Raw genomic sequence first — 15,646 nt, forward strand, 5'->3', positions numbered from 1 at the left:
TAGAAGAAAAAAGCAATTAAAGAAAAGGAAGAAAACAGTAAGATTCTGTTTCCCTCTTACTTCAGAGTTTAGCGTTTATGTTTTACTATTATGGGTGGAGGAAAGAGACCACGATTATTATTCCGTATGTCCCAAGAAGCTGCAGTCCTTCAAACCAGTTGCTTTTGCCGTCTTCTATAATGGATTTTACCATTAATACGGCAGCGACTATGCAAGCAAGTTCAAAGGTGGTGAAAATGAGATTCATCGGTGTCTCAAAGAAGTAGCTCGTAAACACTAGGACAGGCACGACAAACATGGCTATTTGAGTTGTTGAGCCGATTGCGATCTGGAGAGACAGGTCCATCCGGTTCTTGATGGCAATTGTGATGGCAGAAACATGTTCTGCTGCATTTCCTATGATTGCGATGAAAATCATGCCTATGAAAAGTTCCGTCCAGCCAAGGCTTTCAGCCAGAGGCTCTATGGAACCGACCAGAACTTCACTCATAACGGCAACTGCAACTGTTGATACGAGAAGAATCGTAACAGATTTTTTGACACTCCATCTGGCACTGCATTCCGCAGTATCAGCAGTGTACAGATGCTTATGGGTGCGGAGCGAAAAAAGAAGGCTCGCAAGATATGAAATTGCCATAATGACCGAAACCGCAATGCTCAGGGTTTCGATAACCGCATCGGAAGGGTTGTCTGAAGTTAGAACGAAAACCGCCGGCATTACGATAGCAGCAGTTGCAAGAAATAGAGTGGAAGCGCTTGTCTTTGCTGCTGTTGTGTTAAATTCCTGCTGGTCTTTTCCGAGGCCTCCAAAGAAAAGCGACATGCCTAAAATCAAAAGCAGATTTCCGATAATGGAACCGGTAATGGATGCCTTTACCATATTGGTAAGTCCTGCCTGCAGGGCAAAAAAGCTTATGATTAATTCTGTTGCATTTCCAAAGGTGGCATTTAACAGCCCTCCGAGAGCCGGACCGGTATGTACCGAGATCTCCTCTGTTGACTCACCAATAAATTTTGCGAGCGGTATAATCGCAAGCGAAGCTAAAACAAAGATTACTATGGGAGAAAAGTGAATATATTCTGCTAATAGGCTCAGCGGTACAAAGATAAGAAGAATTATGAAAATCTTTTCCATTTTGTTTGTTTTTTCCATTTTAACAAACCTCATCTGCCGCCCGGCAGAGTATAATATGAGGCAATTTTTAATACAATTTTTTTATTTTTTGGATACAGCTTTTTTCTTATTTGTTAATAGCATGGTTTAAAGACGTTTTAATCTCTCAAGCCAAGTATGGAGAAAGGGATCGAAGAAGCTTCCTATCAAAATGTAGGATTATGTATTATTTTTACCAATCCTATTTCTGCTTTTTTCAAAGAAGCTTATAACCTTTTGAAAGTTCTTAATTAAAAGACAATCTTAACCTATACTTTTTATTATATTGAGATAGTTAGCGATTAAACTGACCTGTAACTTTTCTCTTTTCAACCGGTATTTTTTAACACTTAATATTGCTATTGTTTTCCTGAATCATCCCTACTAATTTATTAATAATGTTTCCATTAACAATGTTTGCAAATAGTAGGATAAATAAAATAAGGTGCATTTTATGATTGATAATAGCCCTGTTGAATCAGATAACGATTTTGAAAAAAGGAATAATCCTTTTAAGAAATTAGTAGATAATGTGAAAAATTTCATGAAAAAGAATGGAGAAAATAATAAGCGGTCTTCTTTTGAAGTATCCGGAACTGAAAAAGGCCCGGATTCAGGTGCTATAAAATATGAAGCGTACAAAAAAAGAGAAGCTAAAAGAGCAATGCGCGAAAGAAGAGCAAACAGTAATGAACAGAAGCTCCCAGCAAAGTTTAAAAAGGGCTGGTAATCGGTTTTACGGCCTGATTGAAGTATTTGACGTTAAAAAATACTTTTTAAGCATTAGAATGGATCAAAGTTCTGAAAAACAGCTTTATAGTAACGTCGTTGAGTTCAGAAACTAAAACCAATCCAGGTTATGATTCAAATGTTCTGGCATTAATAATCGCTATAATGCTGCCAATTTTTCTGGATGTTTCCCTGCCGATAGAAAACGTCTGTGAACGAATAAAGGGTCTTTAGATAGGTCTTTAGATGAGTATTAGATTAGCTGGAATCTCTGCCCAGTCAGCTGCAGGAATAAAGCATGCAAACAATCTAACTTCGCGAAGCTGGAAGATTAAAAGTTAAAGATCAACAAGCAAAAAACTTAAGAGATATTGATGGGAACATAAAAAATTTATTTGCAAAACTATTTATTTAAACAGTATGACAAAAGATAGGGATTCTCAGTGCAAAAAATACAATCAAAAGAATATTTCGATGCAGTGCAGGCCTATTTTGTCAACCATAAGGATCCTGCCAGGGTATATTCATTCCTCCTGAATACTTTATGGACGCATAAACATAAACTGTCCGACAAGATGTATTACGAGCGTGTTGATACGCTTAAAATGACTGACAATTGCGTTAGTTTCTACACAGGTACAGAATGCGCTCTTGTGCTATGTTCAAATACGGAAAAAACAGAATCCTAGTCAGGATTATTACTTTTTCAGGAACAGGTAAAGCTATTTATTCCCATTCTTTTACCCAAATACACTGGAAACTAACCTGAAAAACTAGACATATATTGAATAATCAGATATATGGATTGAATAATCAGAGATATAGATTGGAATATTTAAAGTGTATTTGCACTTCAGGCTTTTATGCTATCAATGAAAATTCCATTAATATTAAAGAATTAATTTCCGATACAGAAATAGAAATAAAAAACCATGTTAAAAGTTCTGGTAATCTGCTTGCTTGCGTATCTTCATAAACTAGAAGATACAATAATAGCTTGGGGTAATAACTATGCAAAAATTAATGAAAATTGTGGGATATGCCCTAGCAATAGTAGGGTCTGCTTACGTTGTAAAACACATCATGCATTGCGAAAAATGCCGCTCCTGGTGCGGCTGGCATAAAATAAAAATAGAAGAGGAAGAACAAAAGAGTTCGACCGGATCCCATAAAATAAAAGTAGAAGAAGAAGAGCGAAAGGGTTCAAGATACGGTTCCAATCCGATCCGTTACTGAGCCCGCCAGGCTCTCATGAAGGGATCATCCCGGTCCATGTTGCTATTCGTAGAACACTTCTGAACATGCGATTCAATTATTATGCCTTTAGAAGATTTCTATGAACTGCATCAGGTCTGGAGAATTGGGGTTATAAAAAAGAAACTGGAAAAGCTAAACAAGAAACTGAAAGGAGTTAAACAAGAAACTAAACAGGAAACTAAAGAGAAACTAAACAGGAAACTAAAGAGAAACTAAACAGGAAACTAAAGAGGAACTAAAGAAAGTAAGCGAAAAGAGAGATGGTTAATAAAGAGAAGCAAAAATCTGTTTCCTGCTCACTTTAAAAGTTTAATCATTTCTCTTCCAAAAGCATGAAGGTCGTCAGGGCCTCTTGAAGATACAAAGTTTCCGTCAATGACAACTTCACTGTCTCCATAAAGTGCTCCTGCAGCTATGATATCGTCTCTTATTCCTATCCAGCAGGTAGCTTTTCTTCCTTTTATCAGGCCTGCAGAAACAAGAACCTGCGGGCCGTGGCAGATTGCAGCAACCGGTTTATTTTCTTTAAAGAAATGCTTTGAAATCTCAAGAGCATCCTTATCAAGCCTCATTTTTTCAGGTCCCTTTCCTCCGGATATCACAAGGATATCGTAATCTGCAGGATTCACGTCCTTAAATGCGATATCGACATCGACCTGATACCCATATTTTCCTTTAATTGGCCCTTTTTTCATTGAGGCTACATGTGCAGTTATTCCCTCTTCTTTTAAACGGTGGTAAGGGTAGATAAGTTCGACATCTTCAAAACCGTCAGCTCCGAATACAAGTGCTTTCAGACTAATTCCCCCCGATTTTAATAGTGCGATTTTGATCCATGCTTAAATGCAGACAAAAGATTATTTCGGAGGCACATATATCTTGTCTGACTCCGAAAATAAAACAGGTAAAGCAGACTCTTTAGAGCTCAAATTTTCTCAAGAGCCTGTTTGAGGTCTGCTATTATGTCATCAGGATCTTCAATTCCGACAGAAAGCCTGACCAGCCCGTCAGTAATGCCAACCTTGCCCCTTACTTCTTCTGGGACGCAGGCATGTGTCATTGAAGCCGGGTGCTGGATCAGAGTGTCAGTTGCTCCAAGGCTTACAGCAAGGGAACAGAGCCTGACACTGTTCATAAGTTTGCTTCCGGCTTCAATTCCCCCCTTTATTCCGAAGGCAAGCATTCCACCATATCCGATCATCTGTTTTTTTGCAGTCTCATGCTGGGGATGATCCGGAAGCCCCGGATATCTCACCCATTCCACTGCGGGATGAGACTCAAGGAATTTCGCAACCTTAAGGGCGTTTTCAGCATGCCTTTCCATGCGGATATGCAGGGTTTTAAGCCCCCTTATGCACAGCCAGGCTTCGTGCAGTCCCATTATTCCACCTGTATAGCCGACAACTTTTGCCAGGCTTTTCATAAACTCCCTGCTGCAAACAACTATCCCTCCGAGCAGGTCTGCATGCCCGCCTATATATTTAGTACAGCTGCTAAGGGAAATGTCTGCTCCGAGCAATAGAGGCTTCTGGAAATAGGGTGTTGCAAAAGTATTATCCACTACGCAAATGGCACCCTGTTCCCGTGCAAGCGCGGAAATCTCTCTGATATCACATACGCTCAGAGTAGGATTGGCAGGAGTTTCCAGGAAAATCATTCGGGTATTCGGCTTGAGTGCCCTTTTTACGTTTTCTATATCTGTAGTGTCTGCAAAAGTAACATCTATCCCGAGACCCGGAAGGATTTCAGAAAAGAGGCTGTAAGTACAGCCATATACCACATCGGTTGAAATCAGGTGATCTCCCTGCTTGAGTACGGTGAGCATAATTGCAGTGATTGCTGCCATTCCTGAAGCAAAGGTCTGGCTCGTTTCCCCTCCTTCAAGCACAGCAAACTTTTCAGAGAGGGCCGCATGCGTGGGTGTGTTAGGAGGAATACGGGCATATACATATCCGGTTTCTTCTCCTGCAAACCTGCAGGCTCCCTGTTCAACGCTATTAAAAATGAAAGTTGAAGTCTGAAATATAGGAGTCGTGTGTGCTCCGAAAACCGGATCAGGTTTTTCTCCTGCATGCACGCATTCAGTTGCAAACTTAAGTTTCCTTTCCATATCCCAAAAATCTCCTGTCAAAGCCAGTGTTATGAATAAGTATCTGTTTTTCCGGTAATTATTTGTTTGGCGGGAAGGGCAGGAAAAAGCTTAAGGTATCAGGACTTAATAAAGAAAACTTGTTTTATACAGATACATCAGAAATTTTAAAAATATAACAGGCTATATACGTGAAGTAAAAAGCCACAATTACAATAGAAAAAGTTACGGATGTTGCGCCAGAAGCAACCTAAAACGTTAAAGGAAGGCCTTCCGTGATAAAATCCATACTCGATAACGATCTTTATAAGTTCACCATGCAGATGGCTGTACTGGAACTGTTTCCAAAAGCAGAAGCAGAATACCGTTTTACTAACAGGGGATCTCAGCGCTTTTCCGAAGAGTTTGTACAAGAACTCAGGCGTGTCATAGATGAAGAAATCTCAGGCTTGAAACTGACAGAAGAAGAATATTACTGGCTTGGCGAACACTGCCCTTTCCTGAAGCCAATGTATCTTGAATACCTCAAAAACTTCCGCTTCAAGCCGGGAGAGATAGAAATCTGCCTTACCAGGGAAAAAGGACTGGACATGAGGATAAAAGGACCCTGGCACAGCACGATCCTGTGGGAAATTGTCCTTATGGCTGCGGTTTCCGAACTCTACTTCACAACTGTAGAGAAAGAATGGAAAGGCAGTAAGGAAATTTCAGGCACATCGGAATCCGTACTTACAGCTTACGGAGGAAAAATCCTGGAAATAGGAAAGGTTCTTGAGGAAAATGACTGTTTTTTCTCGGAATTCGGGACCCGCAGAAGGAGAAGTTTCGAACTCCATGACCGGGTAATGAAAAGTCTGGTGCAAATAAAAACCCTGACAGGAACAAGTAATGTTTATTTTGCGAAAAAGTACGGCGTAAAACCCATAGGCACGGTAGGGCATGAATGGGTAATGGGAACTTCTGCCCTTGTAGGACTCAGGTATGCCAACCGTTTTGCTTTTGAAAACTGGGTTGAGGTTTACAAAGGAGACCTCGGGATTGCCCTTACGGATACCTTCGGTTCTGAGGCTTTTTTCAAGGATATGGATCTCAAGCTATCAAAGATATACGATGGCTTCAGGCACGACAGCGGAGATCCTTTTACATTTGTTGACAGGGTAATAGATCACTACAGGAAAATAGGCATTGACCCGATGAAAAAAGTAGTTGTATTCAGTGACGCCCTCGATGCCGAAGCAGCGGTTCGGCTCAAAAAGTACTGTCAGGGAAAAATTAACTGCAGTTTCGGGATAGGAACAAGCCTTACCAATAACTCGGAATTTTTCAGGGAAAGCCCTCCCCTGAACATGGTAATAAAACTCCACAGCATTAACGGGATACCGGTAGTGAAACTGAGCGACTCCCCCGAAAAAGAAACAGGAGATAGGGACGCCCTGAGGGTTGCAAACTATATAGTGGGAAGAAAAGGGCTGGATGAATGAGTTAATAGAAAAAGAGAAAAAGAGAAAAAGGAAAAAGAGAAAAAGAAAATAGGGATGGAAGAAGAAAAAGACGGAAAGGGAAGAAAAGAGGAGGAAAAAGAGGAGGAAAAAATAAAAGGAAAACAGACGGGAGGGAAAAAAGAGAGGAGAACTCAGGTCACCTTCAGTGAATGCCTGTAGGCATCAATTCCCTGCTGGTCCTTATCTGTAGAAGTTAAAGGATCTCTCCTGAAAGTTTCCGTGCGGTCGTCTTTTAGCCCTGCCCGTACGAAAAATACAATCTCCTCAGTCTCATTGTTCGGTACTACTGTCACGTTGAGGGTTTCTTCCTGCCCTGCGCTCCATTCATATTCCGTGAGTTCAACAAGAGGGTACTGTGCAACAATCTCCCCGTTTATTCCTGGAACAGGATTTCCCTCCGAATGAACATCAATACTGCTACCCGTCCCGTTTACACCTTCAATTCTCTCTTTACCGGGGAAAGAAACTGAGATATTTCCTTCACTTGCGTTTCCTCCCTCATTCTTTACTGTTAAAGAAATTGTAACATTACCTTCCCGGGAAACTTCTTTGATAGAGCTGACTTTAAGACCGGTAACTTTTGGAGAAGGCGGGTTATAAGGTTCAAATAAAAGTTTTATGACAACGATATCCGAACCATTAATTGCAGCTATATCCGAACCATTCACCTGATCAATGCCTGATTTTATCGCACCAGTATTGGAGCTGTTTATCAAACCGATGCCAGAAACATTTATGGCTGAATCATTTATTGCACCGGAATCCGTTACATTTGTAGAATTATTCCCCCTTCCGTACCCTGTAAAAACAATTTTTGACCCGTCAGGGCTCCATCTGGGAACGGAATCAGGGCTCCCGGTGAAATTTGTAAGCCTTGATCTATAGTTCCCTTCAATGTCCATGATCCAGATATCAGGACTCTCTCCTTCGTCTGAGACATAAACTATCCATTTTCCGTCAGGACTGAAAGAAGGATTCCATTCATTGTATGAGGTATTCGTTAGCTGAGCCTGATTTGTACCGTAAAAGTCTATTACCCACAGATCATATGCCTCTTTTAAGTCTTTCGCACTGTACAATACTCTCAATCCAAGAGGGCACCAGTCCTTCCCAATCCCCACATTTTCGGAGGTTCCGAGCCTTATGTTATTGCTTCCGTCTATATCGACTATCCATAACTGGGACGGCGTACCTGCAGATTCCTTCGTATAGGTAATCTTTTTACCAAGGCGACACCATGAGCCCCAGCCTTCCGAGACCTGCAGGTCATCGGCGACAGGGAATACCGTTCCTTCCTGAAGGTTTGCCAGATAAAGTCCGGATTCGGAATTATTTGATCTGGTCAAAACCAGCTCTGTCCCGCCGGGATTTATATCGCTCAAACCGGTAAAATTTCCTTCTCCGATGCTGATTTTTTCTATCTCACTTCCGTTTGCCCTCATTTTATATAATTCAAAATTATCAGAGTCATTTCTTTTTACAGTATACAGAATATGGTTGCTATCCGGAGTCCAGACCGGAAATAGTTCCGATTCGGGACTGTCAGTCAGATAAGTAATTTCTTCTACAATTCTATCTGCAGGAATAATTTCTCCATTATCTACAGTTTTTCCTGCGGTAACACAGATTGAACCGGAGTCTGAGTCAAAGTAATTTATCGAAGCATTTTCTGATCTATTTAATCCAGATCCTTCTGTAAAGTTACCGTACCCGGACAGTTCACTGGTCGCTGCATCCACAGGCAGTACAAGAATTACAATGAACATCAACAAACACACAGCTCTGAAAAATTCTCTCATGAGTCCTCACCGTGAACTTAAAAAAAATTAATTCATGTATTATAAATAATAAATTATATATCGTATAGAAACCCTGATCCATATCATATATCGTTAACTGAATTCCGGAAGAATGAACGCAAACTGAAGATTTATAAAAACAGGACTGGAGAAGAATTCTGGTGGAAAAATAGTGTTGTAGCATAAAAGTTTCAACAGGAAATCAAAGATTATTCCGGGAAAAAAAGAAATAAGGAAAAAAAGAAATAAGGAAAAAAAGAAATAAGGAAAAAAAGAAATAAGGAAAAAAAGAAATAAGGAAAAAAAGAAATAAGGAAAAAAAGAAATAAGGAAAAAAAGAAATAAGGAAAAAAAGAAATAAGGAAAAAAAGAAATAAGGAAAAATTTGCCCGAAACGGAAAAACCAGATAACTCCGGGCAGAAAGAAGATTTTTTTAAAGGTTTTTTCGGTTGAAGATAGTTCGTCTCTTGGGACTTTTCTCCTGTACACTTCCCTTTTTATGTACCCAACTTATCTTTACATTTTTAATAGTATTATCTTATGCGTTGTATCCTTCAGCGAGGTGGATATTTACGTATACTACGCCTTCATTCGTATGCCTGTAAGCATAGTCATCAGTAATTTCGGGCAGGTCATCGGCTTCAGCCTGAGTTGTCACTATAGTGCCTGCAGATACGTATCTACCGTCAGGGATAGTAACACCGATTACTGCAGATGTCGGTTCAAGCACGCAATTGTTTCCTACTTTTGCTTTGAAAACAAAGGCCTGCATCCCAACAAATGTGTCATTCCCGACAGAGGCAGGACCGTGGACCTGGGCCTGGTGTGCAAGAGAAACCCTTTCACCTATATAAACTGCGTATTTTTTGCCGCCGACCTCAACCAGATTTTTCTCTACAGGCTCCCCTTCCTCATCAATCGTCTCAAGGGCGTGGAGCACAACACCGTCCTGGACATTGCTCTCGTCTCCTACGAAGATAGGCATACCTTCATCGCTCCGGATCGAAGCCATAGGGGACACCATAACACTTGCGCCTATTGTAACGTTTCCTATCACAGATGCCTGTGGATGTATGTAAGCTGTCGGATCAATGACCGGTTCTGCTGGTATGGGGTTCCAGGGGGTCACAGCATTTGCCCTTATGTTCGATGCCTCACTGTTAGTCACGACTTCCTTCGTTTCCTTTATATCTATGCCTTCTTCTGCTCCTTCGCCCTGCGAGACACACCCGCTTCCCGCAAGGATAAGTGCAAGGGATAGAAGAAGGGCCAAAAAAACCCTGTTAAATTTCATAAAAGTCCTCCAGTGACAGTGAGAAGGTGGTAAGTTATTTAGGCATTTCTATTTTTATCTAAAAAAAGATAAAATAATAAAAGTAAAATTATTTTGATATGAAAAGCAGGAGCAATTACTCTTTTAGACAGGAAAAAACATCAATTACTTTTCACATGAATTCAAAAAATCCAAAAAGCCTTATACCTCAGAGATATACAGAGTGTTATGCAGACCGTGCTTCAGGTTCCTATTGAGTCGATATATGCAGACCTGCCCGTATTTGCAGTTCTTGCGGTCTGGAACCTGTTTGTCCTTCTGGTTCTTTCAAAAAAGGTATATGAATTTGCTTTAAAAAAGGGAAGATCAACCAATTCTTCAATATATTTTTCCAGGAAAGCAATTCATTTTCTGGCAGGCGGCTTGACTGCAATGCTTCTTCCTTTTGTTGCCAGCGAACCCATCCTCCCTGCACTGATGGCTTTCGGACTTGCTCTTGCAACATATGTACCGCATAAACTTAACAGGCGGATGTACTGGTTTCAGGATCCTGAAAATATCTATGATGTGGATTTCACACTGAGCTGGGGATTGATTATCTTTTTTACCTGGTACATTGATAAGAGCTTCTGGCTTGGAGTAATCCCTGTACTTTTTATGGCATACGGAGATGGAATTACCGGTATAATCAGGAACCTGAAGTATAACAAAAGGACAAAAGCCTGGGAAGGTACCGCTGGAATGCTTATTCTGTGCATAATTATAGGTGCACAGATGGGACTTGCAGGAATTCTTGCAGGAATTTTATGCTCATTTGTAGAAAGGATAGAAAATATGGATGATAATATTACAGTGCCCGCTGTTAGCCTGTTAATCTTAGTCGGAGCTTACTATTATTTTCCTTATTTTACAACCTCTTTCTATTGATCTTTTTATACTTACTGACGGGGATTAGACACTGTATAGTTATCTTTACTGATTCCGGAGCTTTCATCCTTATTGATTCCGGAGCTCTCTTCACAAATTTCTATCCTTAATTTCTATCCTTAATAAGTCTTAAGGCCTGATGTGAGAGGATGCATATATTTAATATTATCATACTCGACAATCTAAAAGTTCTTATACCTTTGGATATAATATTATTAAGAAATTGAGTGTGTTTTAAGGTAAGTCGGTCAGATATCAAGGATGAACTTTGTCAATTTAACGCTTCATACCTGGAGTTATGAACTCGATAATTCGGTTTATTGAAGAGTAATCATAAACTGACGCTAATAGAAAAAAATCATTTTTTTCAGGCTTTACTGCTAATTCCGATGTACAAACTTAAAAATTGTTTGAAAAATTATAAAAAGGGTTTTAAGATTCATATAAAGTCCAATGGGTTCTCAATAGATAGTTACACTTAGGGGGATGGAAAGAGATGGATGAAAATACGAAGGGCCTGATAAAGAAAGTAGAGCACTCTGTTTTTGCGGGAAACAGGGCAGCTGCTGCAAAAGAACTTGGCGAAATTGGAGACTTTGATGCTGTTCCGGCCCTGATTAAAGCCCTTGAAGATTCCAGCTCGAAAGTAAGAATTGCTGCAGCGGACTCTCTGGGGGAAATCAATGACTCGGATGCGGTGCCAGGGCTGATAGAAGTACTTGAGGATCACGATAGTGCTGTTAAAAAGGCTGTGATAATTGTTCTGGGAAAAATAGGCACTTCAGAAGCTATTGCCGGGATTGTTAAAGGGCTCAGGGACCCTGACAAGCTGATAAAAAAGGAATCTGTAAAAGCCCTTATGAAAATTGGCTCCCCGGAAGCGGTTTCAGGGCTTACCAGGGTTTTTGCCTGTTCTGACAGTCCTCTAAAAAGAATCTCGGTAATTGCCCTTGGAAAAATAAATACTTTTGAAGCAGCATGTGGGATTATAAAAGCCCTTGAAGACCCGGATAGCAGGGTAAGAGAACAGGCCATAGAAACCCTTGCAAAAAGGTCCAATCCCGATATCCTTGAAGAGCTCATGAAAATGCTCCAGGATTCGAGGCAGCCTGTACAGGAAGCAGCATCAGAAGCCCTCTGTAAAATAATAGGAATATCAGAATCATTACCTGTCCTGGTAAAAGCACTGGATGCTCCAGATAGAAAAGTAAGAAAGGTTTCTATAGAAGCTCTCTGGAAACTGGGTACTCCAGAAGCTGTTTCCGCTCTTTTGAGAGAGATCGACGACGAAGACTGGTATTTAAGAAGTCGGGCTGCGGATGCACTTGCGGCTATTGCTTCTCCTGAAGCTGCCGCTGGCCTTTCAAAAGCCCTCGATTCCCACGATACTCCTGTAAAGAAAGTGATCGTGAGTGCACTTGGAAAAATAGGTACGCTTGAAACAATTGAAGGATTGCTTAAAGCCCTGGACGATCCTGACAGCTCTATCAGAGAAGCTGCGGTTCTGGGGCTTGGAAAGACAGGGAAGGCAGAGGCTGTTCCAGGGTTATTGAAAGCTCTTCATGATCCAAAAAATTCAGTGCAGGAGACTGCTGCTACCTCACTTGGAGATATAAAGGCAAAAGAAGCTGTTCCTGAAATGCTGAAGATTCTTGAAAATCCTGCATCTTTAATACACAAAACTGTAATCTCTTCCCTGGAAAAAATAGGAACACCAGAAGCAGTTGCAGGTCTTTCGCTTGCACTTGAGAACCCGGACGCTACGGTAAGAAAAGCTGCATTAAAAGCAATCGAAAGGATCGAAAAATCCGGCACTGCGCTGAATAAAGTGAAAAATATTGAAACTTCAGGCTTCGAGTTTTCACATTAAGGCTCACTGAACAGTAATTTCTCATGCAACTGCCAATCTATCTCTACCGAATTTAAAATTTTATTCAGCCTGAGAGACCTCAGTACTGTTATCCTGCCGAAGGCAGGGGCGTCCTGGCATCTTTCCATAGACACCCTGTCTCACAGGATTTTTTCCTTCATTCATCAGGCCTCTTCCTTCCAAAAGACCTTTTTCTGATTTCATTCCAGAGCGCATGATTTCTCTGAGTTCTTCAAAGGATTCGGCACCTTCTATGTCTTCAATCAGGGCAGCCAGCTCTACAAGTTTATTATTGAGTTCCGTAACATTTCCATGGGTTGAGTTTTCGCTCTCGTTTATTCTAGCTTCACTTATTCTAGCTTTAATGTGTTCAATTTCTTTCTCAATTGTTTCGGCAGCCTGAGCCTTCATATAAACTAATACTACTTCCTGCAGTCCGGCTGCACTGGAAGCTTTACTCACGTTAGCGGATAACTCTTCAAGCTTGGTTATCTGCTCTCTGAGCATTGCAGTCATGTTTTCGTCAGTCGTATTTTCCAGCTGCTCATTTAGCATGCCAGTCATGTTTCCAATGGAATCAACAATTTCTGTCTTTACGTCGGTAAGGTTATCATCAGTTATATTCTCAACCTTGCAGAGGCATGGAGCACACATTTTACATGGAAATCCATTCATTTCACATGGGCCAGCTCTTTCGGCATTTGCCTTCCTTTCTGCAAGTAAAACTTCCTGTAACTCTTCTGCATCTGGAGCCTCGCTTACGTTTGTATACATGCTCTGGAGTCCAGCGATCCTCTCAGTAATTGAGTCAAGAATTGTAGTCCGAACTTCAGCGAAGTTTTCTTCGGTTATGTTCTCAGCGGGACCATAGCACATAAAATGCATTCCATTGTGTCCTGCTCCCTCATGCCTCATACCTCCTGGCATTATCTTTCCAGACCCACAATCATTAGTTGAATCGGTTTGATTTGCAGACTTAATATTTTCTGAAGCAAGGGCTCCAAAAGGAATAATACTTAAGGCCATCAGCACCACTACAAAAACGGCAACTGATTTTACCGCTTGTCTTTCCATAATATATACCTCCGTCAGTTACTCGCTTAGTTTATTCTGCTCTGTTTATTCCAGGCAACTTTTCATTGCCTGACATTCCTCTAATAAACCGGTTTAAATATAAGCTTACTTTCAATCTTTGAGTCATATATTAATTTGAATTTACAAAAAAAGCTTTTTTTAAGCATGGCCTCCAGAATTAAGCTTAATTATTAAATCGAAGACTTATTAAAACTCAAATGAGCCGTAAAATATGGATAATTAAGTTTATTGAAATGCCAGTAAAGAGGTTGCAATAAATATCAGAAAGAAACTGTCTTTCCACCATACCAGAGGGCTGCTTACGAGTGATCAGTGATAAAGCAACAAGAACTGATATTTCTCACAATTTCCGGAATTTCAGATCCTCAGAATCAGAGATTTAAGAATTGTAAAGCATTAAATGCAAAAATAAATTCTCCTAAAGGGTAATTTTTAAACCCGATACTTCACATGAAAGTAAGTATGCTTTTATCTTTATATCCAGATACAGGATCTCCAGTCAGGAATATCTGATGATGCGTCACCTGATCCAATCCCACCCAATCCCTCAAACACAGTATCTTAACTGGCATTTCGTATTATGCGGTTATGAAATGGCCCAGCTGAAACAAATAATCGAGACCATAGTGTACTACAGACCTGCCAGGTGACTGTCAGGATATTTCTGACATTAATTTATAGCAGACATATTTACAGTGGGATTCTAGATTTAAGCCAAATTTTAATATTAAAAACAATAAATTAATTCGAGCCCAGTAATTATTTACGAGAAGGCGTAGACCGGTATGAAAATTAAATCCTTGTCCTTTATACTCCTGTTATTGATTATTACAGTTACGGGGGTTCTTGCAACTTCTGGTTGTATAGATCCACAGGCACAGCCTGTTATGAACAAACATCAGGGAGACCTTTACAGGAACATTTTTTATCCCTACGCCGGACTCTTTAAAGGAGATAATATGCCAGGTCCTGAAGGTCCGCACCCGGGTATGCCTGAAGGTCATTATCCACCTGGCTCTTTGCAGGATACAGAACTCATGCTTGGCGAGAATATCGTAAAGGCAGAAGCTATATCTGCAAGGCTTGAGACAGGAATTCAGTACCTGAAAGAACAGGGAAAGGATATTGGCAAACTTGAATCCCTGCTTGAGGAATACAATGGTCTTGTAGAAGAGGCAAAATATTACCTTGGGCTTGCTACTTCTGCATCAGAAGAAAACACAGCTGGAACGAATAATGGCTCAGATAGCGGATTAAAGGTAGAAAGCACAGAAAAAGAATATCTGATGAAATCACAGAAGAGCATGATTCGAGCCAGCCTTGTCCTTAAAGATATTTTTGAAGAATTTAAGCTCCTGATGCCCGGAAATGAAGAACTGAATGAGACGGACCGGCTCAGTGCAGAGGGTGAAGGAAAAGTTACCCTTTTTGGAAGTTTTGATCTCAACCTGCACCTGGAAGAAGGCGAAATAGCAGTAATGTCCCCGGATTCCATAGTCAAAATCGAAGGGGATTACACATTTGAAAGTAAAGAAGGTCGGCCTGACAATATAATTGTTTACTATATACAGTCTGCTGATCTGGAAGTTTCAGGTTCTCGTAAAATACTGCTGCTCAGTGGTAAAAATATTACTGTTGAAGCAGATGGAAAAGGATATGCAACCTTCCTTGGAAATGGAAACTACACTGTTGAATACACCGTTGAAGATGCTGGCGGAATGAAGAAAGAAGAACAATGGGCATCAGAATCATTCTTTAATGAAGGAATGGGTCCAGAAAAAACAGAGAATAAAATTCCGCAGGTTGGTGTACACGGTCCGGAAGCCAGAATCCGGGAAAATTTATTAAAAGGGGCCGACTCTATTGAAAAGAGCCACCATAATTAAGAGAGTATTTATAAATTTATGGAAAAGGTTTTAATACAAATCAAAATGATAAGAAAATTTAAACC

15 protein-coding genes are annotated in these 15,646 nt (G+C 40.5%); 9 read left to right on the forward strand and 6 right to left on the reverse strand.

Annotated elements, in window-relative coordinates; all coding sequences use genetic code 11:
• Positions 1 to 88: 88 nt before the first annotated feature.
• Positions 89 to 1,153 carry a calcium/proton exchanger gene (cax, locus tag RSJ42_RS04670; RefSeq protein ID WP_410509514.1) on the reverse strand — a complete coding sequence of 355 codons (1,065 nt, stop codon included), beginning with the start codon at positions 1,151 to 1,153 and terminating at the stop codon, positions 89 to 91.
• A 454-nt stretch (positions 1,154 to 1,607) separates the two neighbouring features.
• On the opposite strand from cax, the gene RSJ42_RS04675 reads away from it, so the two are divergent.
• The 4 genes from RSJ42_RS04675 (at position 1,608) to RSJ42_RS04690 (ending at position 3,355) form a co-directional block, all read left to right on the forward strand.
• A complete protein-coding gene (locus tag RSJ42_RS04675; RefSeq protein WP_410509515.1) occupies positions 1,608 to 1,883 on the forward strand; it encodes a hypothetical protein in 276 nt (91 codons plus the stop codon).
• Between the two features lie 442 nt (positions 1,884 to 2,325).
• Positions 2,326 to 2,571 carry a hypothetical protein gene (locus RSJ42_RS04680; RefSeq protein WP_410509516.1) on the forward strand — a complete coding sequence of 82 codons (246 nt, stop codon included), beginning with the start codon at positions 2,326 to 2,328 and terminating at the stop codon, positions 2,569 to 2,571.
• Positions 2,572 to 2,893: 322 nt separating this feature from the next.
• Positions 2,894 to 3,118: a hypothetical protein gene (locus tag RSJ42_RS04685; RefSeq protein ID WP_410509517.1), complete on the forward strand. Its 225-nt coding sequence runs from the start codon at positions 2,894 to 2,896 to the stop codon at positions 3,116 to 3,118.
• Positions 3,119 to 3,199: 81 nt separating this feature from the next.
• Positions 3,200 to 3,355, forward strand: coding sequence for a hypothetical protein (locus RSJ42_RS04690; protein WP_410509518.1), 156 nt, complete (start codon positions 3,200 to 3,202; stop codon positions 3,353 to 3,355).
• An 80-nt stretch (positions 3,356 to 3,435) separates the two neighbouring features.
• On the opposite strand, the gene RSJ42_RS04695 is transcribed toward RSJ42_RS04690, so the two are convergent.
• Both RSJ42_RS04695 and RSJ42_RS04700 read right to left on the reverse strand, forming a co-directional pair.
• Entirely contained in the window at positions 3,436 to 3,936 is a 501-nt protein-coding gene (locus RSJ42_RS04695) for a type 1 glutamine amidotransferase domain-containing protein (RefSeq protein ID WP_410510322.1), read from the reverse strand.
• 128 nt (positions 3,937 to 4,064) lie between these two features.
• Positions 4,065 to 5,249 (reverse strand): trans-sulfuration enzyme family protein, encoded by a 1,185-nt coding sequence (locus tag RSJ42_RS04700; RefSeq protein ID WP_410509519.1) that lies wholly within the window; start codon positions 5,247 to 5,249, stop codon positions 4,065 to 4,067.
• Between the two features lie 254 nt (positions 5,250 to 5,503).
• Here RSJ42_RS04700 and pncB point away from each other — a divergent pair, with 254 nt between their 5' ends.
• Complete coding sequence (gene pncB, locus RSJ42_RS04705; protein WP_410509520.1) at positions 5,504 to 6,709, forward strand: nicotinate phosphoribosyltransferase; 1,206 nt, start codon at positions 5,504 to 5,506, stop codon at positions 6,707 to 6,709.
• 54 nt (positions 6,710 to 6,763) lie between these two features.
• Positions 6,764 to 6,889, forward strand: coding sequence for a hypothetical protein (locus RSJ42_RS04710; RefSeq protein WP_410509521.1), 126 nt, complete (start codon positions 6,764 to 6,766; stop codon positions 6,887 to 6,889).
• Here RSJ42_RS04710 and RSJ42_RS04715 read toward each other — a convergent pair.
• On the reverse strand, positions 6,862 to 8,529 hold the full coding sequence (locus RSJ42_RS04715; RefSeq protein WP_410509522.1) for a TolB family protein: 1,668 nt from the start codon (positions 8,527 to 8,529) through the stop codon (positions 6,862 to 6,864). The genes RSJ42_RS04710 and RSJ42_RS04715 overlap by 28 nt on opposite strands.
• Positions 8,530 to 9,068: 539 nt before the next feature.
• Positions 9,069 to 9,824 (reverse strand): carbonic anhydrase, encoded by a 756-nt coding sequence (locus RSJ42_RS04720; RefSeq protein ID WP_410509523.1) that lies wholly within the window; start codon positions 9,822 to 9,824, stop codon positions 9,069 to 9,071.
• A 207-nt stretch (positions 9,825 to 10,031) separates the two neighbouring features.
• Here RSJ42_RS04720 and RSJ42_RS04725 point away from each other — a divergent pair, with 207 nt between their 5' ends.
• Positions 10,032 to 10,730 (forward strand): dolichol kinase, encoded by a 699-nt coding sequence (locus RSJ42_RS04725; RefSeq protein ID WP_410509524.1) that lies wholly within the window; start codon positions 10,032 to 10,034, stop codon positions 10,728 to 10,730.
• Positions 10,731 to 11,226: 496 nt separating this feature from the next.
• A complete protein-coding gene (locus tag RSJ42_RS04730; protein ID WP_410509525.1) occupies positions 11,227 to 12,600 on the forward strand; it encodes a HEAT repeat domain-containing protein in 1,374 nt (457 codons plus the stop codon).
• 60 nt (positions 12,601 to 12,660) lie between these two features.
• On the opposite strand, the gene RSJ42_RS04735 is transcribed toward RSJ42_RS04730, so the two are convergent.
• The gene (locus tag RSJ42_RS04735; protein WP_410509526.1) at positions 12,661 to 13,674 is read right to left on the reverse strand and encodes a hypothetical protein; all 1,014 of its coding nucleotides are present in this window, start codon (positions 13,672 to 13,674) and stop codon (positions 12,661 to 12,663) included.
• Positions 13,675 to 14,480: 806 nt separating this feature from the next.
• Here RSJ42_RS04735 and RSJ42_RS04740 point away from each other — a divergent pair.
• Entirely contained in the window at positions 14,481 to 15,581 is a 1,101-nt protein-coding gene (locus tag RSJ42_RS04740) for a hypothetical protein (protein WP_410509527.1), read from the forward strand.
• Positions 15,582 to 15,646: the final 65 nt, after the last annotated feature.

This window comes from Methanosarcina hadiensis (assembly GCF_046529725.1).
Classification (GTDB): domain Archaea; phylum Halobacteriota; class Methanosarcinia; order Methanosarcinales; family Methanosarcinaceae; genus Methanosarcina; species Methanosarcina hadiensis.

What these genes read in the sequence shown, in the direction of transcription:
- cax (WP_410509514.1), bottom strand. Translation starts at nt 1,153, where the DNA reads ATGGAAAAAACAAACAAAATGGAAAAGATTTTCATAATTCTTCTTATC.
- RSJ42_RS04675 (WP_410509515.1), top strand. Translation starts at nt 1,608, where the DNA reads ATGATTGATAATAGCCCTGTTGAATCAGATAACGATTTTGAAAAAAGG.
- RSJ42_RS04685 (WP_410509517.1), top strand. Translation starts at nt 2,894, where the DNA reads ATGCAAAAATTAATGAAAATTGTGGGATATGCCCTAGCAATAGTAGGG.
- RSJ42_RS04690 (WP_410509518.1), top strand. Translation starts at nt 3,200, where the DNA reads ATGCCTTTAGAAGATTTCTATGAACTGCATCAGGTCTGGAGAATTGGG.
- RSJ42_RS04700 (WP_410509519.1), bottom strand. Translation starts at nt 5,249, where the DNA reads ATGGAAAGGAAACTTAAGTTTGCAACTGAATGCGTGCATGCAGGAGAA.
- RSJ42_RS04710 (WP_410509521.1), top strand. Translation starts at nt 6,764, where the DNA reads ATGGAAGAAGAAAAAGACGGAAAGGGAAGAAAAGAGGAGGAAAAAGAG.
- RSJ42_RS04715 (WP_410509522.1), bottom strand. Translation starts at nt 8,529, where the DNA reads ATGAGAGAATTTTTCAGAGCTGTGTGTTTGTTGATGTTCATTGTAATT.
- RSJ42_RS04720 (WP_410509523.1), bottom strand. Translation starts at nt 9,824, where the DNA reads ATGAAATTTAACAGGGTTTTTTTGGCCCTTCTTCTATCCCTTGCACTT.
- RSJ42_RS04725 (WP_410509524.1), top strand. Translation starts at nt 10,032, where the DNA reads ATGCAGACCGTGCTTCAGGTTCCTATTGAGTCGATATATGCAGACCTG.
- RSJ42_RS04730 (WP_410509525.1), top strand. Translation starts at nt 11,227, where the DNA reads ATGGATGAAAATACGAAGGGCCTGATAAAGAAAGTAGAGCACTCTGTT.
- RSJ42_RS04735 (WP_410509526.1), bottom strand. Translation starts at nt 13,674, where the DNA reads ATGGAAAGACAAGCGGTAAAATCAGTTGCCGTTTTTGTAGTGGTGCTG.
- RSJ42_RS04740 (WP_410509527.1), top strand. Translation starts at nt 14,481, where the DNA reads ATGAAAATTAAATCCTTGTCCTTTATACTCCTGTTATTGATTATTACA.